This window comes from Phocaeicola massiliensis B84634 = Timone 84634 = DSM 17679 = JCM 13223, from assembly GCF_000382445.1.
In the GTDB taxonomy this organism is placed as follows: Bacteria; Bacteroidota; Bacteroidia; order Bacteroidales; family Bacteroidaceae; genus Phocaeicola; species Phocaeicola massiliensis.
Window position 1 is genome coordinate 359,667 of sequence record NZ_KB905475.1, and the last position, 2,579, is coordinate 362,245.

The window sequence follows — 2,579 nt, forward strand, 5'->3', positions numbered from 1 at the left end:
CATCATCGAGAACATCGTGCGCCACCACCTAAGCCTTTATGAAGAGGACTTCGAGGCTTGGCGCAAATTGTGAGAATTAAGGTCTGCGACCTTGGACGTGGATAGCTGAAAGGCTGTAGTTCCAACTAACGTGTTCTGAGAGGGAGCGAGGTTATGTTTTGGGAATCCCAAAACGCCTCGCTCCACCATGAGGGCGGAGGGATTTTGCTCCCAACGGTCGCAGAAAGTGAGTGTACCAACTGTAATCAGTATATAGAATGACAAACATACAGGAACAAGACAAGAGAAAGGGCGGAAGACCGCCCGCAGGCAGGGTTCGCAAGCTGTCGAAGTCTGTCACTGTGAAGTTCTCGAAGCCAAGCTACGAGGTACTGAGACTGAGGGCGAGAAAAGCCAATCGCAAGTTGGCGGAGTACATCCGAGAGTCAGCCTTGAATGGCGAAGTGGTCAGCGGACATAACACTGAGACGGTTGCCATTGCCAAGAATCTCATAGGCATGGCGAACAACCTCAACCAACTTGCCAAGCTGTCGCATCAGAGAGGCTTCCATGAAACCCATGTGTATGTGGTGGACTTGTTGAGAAGATTGAAAGAAATCCTTGGCGAGTATCGCCAAGCAAGTTATAAACCGAAGCCAAGTAGTATGGGCAGAAAGGAGGATACCACATGATAGGCAAGCTAAAGAAGGGCAGCTCATTTGGTGGTTGCATCCGTTATGTTACAGGCAAGGACGAGGCGAAAATCATCGCCTCGGATGGAGTGTTACTCGGCACGAATGCCGAGATGGCTCAAAGTTTTGAGCTACAGAGGCAGCTAAATCCAAGGATTAAGAAGCCTGTGGGACACATTGCATTGAGCTTCAAGCCCGAGGACAAGCCACGTTTGACGGATGAATTCATGGCTAAGATAGCCCTTGAATACATACAGATGATGGGGATAAAAGATACTCAATTCATCATCGTAAGGCATCACAATACGGACAATCCACATTGTCATGTCGTGTACAACCGCATCAACAATGAGGGCAAACTCATATCAGACAGGAATGATTACAGGCGTAATGAGCAAGTGACCAAGGCTCTAAAATCCAAGTATGGACTGACCTATGGAACGGACAAGAGTAAGACTAATACTCGTAAATTGCGCAATGCTGAGCGTGCCAAATACGAGATTCACAATGCTGTCAAGGATGCCTTGAAAGTCGCTGATAATTGGCAAAAGTTCAAGAATGAACTTGCAAAGCGAGGTGTTCGCTTGGAACTTGTCTATAAGGACAAGGAGCAAACCAAGGTTCAAGGTATCCGTTTCTGCAAGGATGGATATAGCTTCAAGGGTACGCAGATTAGCCGAGACTATAGCTTTGGCAAACTGAATGCGAGATTAGAGGGAACGGAGAACCTTTTATCAGCAAGAGCCAAATCTGCTCAGCAATACGAGCAAGGCAATCACAAGAACAACCAGGAGCCATCCATATCGGAGAGCAGTCAAGACCCTTGGGACGGTATTTCTTCCATTGGACTTTTTGCTTCTGCCAACGCTCAGCTCTTTGAGCCTTTCCCAGAGGATGAATCAGCCAAGAAGAAAAAGAAGAAACGCAGAAGAGGCTTTAGCCTTTGATGCAAGTTACAAACCATTCAAACAACAAAAGAAAGATGAAAGAAGAACTATTGGAAGCCATCTACGGCACAGTTGAGAGATTGGAGCAGAAAGTCGATGAACTTTCTGACTCCACAAAGAACGCAGGAACGGAAAACAATCCTGCAAGTAATGACACAACCAAGTTGGAGAAATTAATCATTGCTATGTTTGGCAAGGAAGAGGAAGTCATTGGTAAAATATCCAAATTAAGAGATGCCATTGTTGTTTTTGCTGACCTTATTAAGGTTGAACTTGGCAAAAATGAGCAGCGAAGCAAGTTCTTGGTTGATGCAGTCAAGCAGATGACACAAGGGAATGATGTTTCCTCAAAGGCATTACAAGATAAACTTGAAGTGATGAATAAATCACCTCAAAAGAAGGTTGTAACCCATCGCTTCGAGCCAACCTCAAAGAATGTTCTTCTTTTTACAGGTGGCTTGGCTCTATCTCTTGTCCTCTCCATTTGGGGCAACCTCACCCAATGGCGAGAGCACCAAGATTTGGAGGAGGCAGACTTGAAATATAGGGCATTAAAGATGGTACTTCCATCTGATGACCCGAATATTCACTACATCGAAAAGCATTTCTCTGTTTGCCGAGATGAGAAAGTTATCGATGATGTAAAAAATAGTGTTGCAGTTTATGAGGATTCTGTTCGTCACCATTATGAAATGATTGAAATGGCAGCATACAAAGATAGTCTTGCAAAACAACTGAATAAAGAAGCAAATGAGATAAAAGAAAGACTTAAAAAGTAAGAAAGGACCTATGCATGTTGCCACATTTTTACAATGTAACGAACCTTAAATCCGCAACTCCATTCCCGAAGTGCTACCTACAAGAGAAATGGACTTTTGATTCGTAAGACAGCCATTAAGTCCTCGCGTCCGTTTCAATGCGCATACTATCCCCTTACCCCATAAAGCGACTTGAGGCAATA

3 protein-coding genes and 1 pseudogene are annotated in these 2,579 nt (G+C 44.6%); all 4 read left to right on the top strand.

Annotation, left to right across the window (positions count from 1 at the left end; genetic code table 11):
* Positions 1-73 (top strand): annotated as a pseudogene (locus HMPREF1534_RS21315) (DUF3408 domain-containing protein); the annotation flags it as partial.
* Positions 74-257: 184 nt separating this feature from the next.
* Complete coding sequence (locus HMPREF1534_RS00305) at positions 258-671, top strand: plasmid mobilization protein (protein ID WP_005945530.1); 414 nt, start codon at positions 258-260, stop codon at positions 669-671.
* Entirely contained in the window at positions 668-1,618 is a 951-nt protein-coding gene (locus HMPREF1534_RS00300; RefSeq protein WP_005945532.1) for a relaxase/mobilization nuclease domain-containing protein, read from the top strand. The genes HMPREF1534_RS00305 and HMPREF1534_RS00300 overlap by 4 nt, the downstream gene beginning before the upstream one ends.
* A gap of 35 nt (positions 1,619-1,653) precedes the next feature.
* Positions 1,654-2,397 (top strand): hypothetical protein, encoded by a 744-nt coding sequence (locus HMPREF1534_RS00295; RefSeq protein WP_005945534.1) that lies wholly within the window; start codon positions 1,654-1,656, stop codon positions 2,395-2,397.
* Positions 2,398-2,579: the final 182 nt, after the last annotated feature.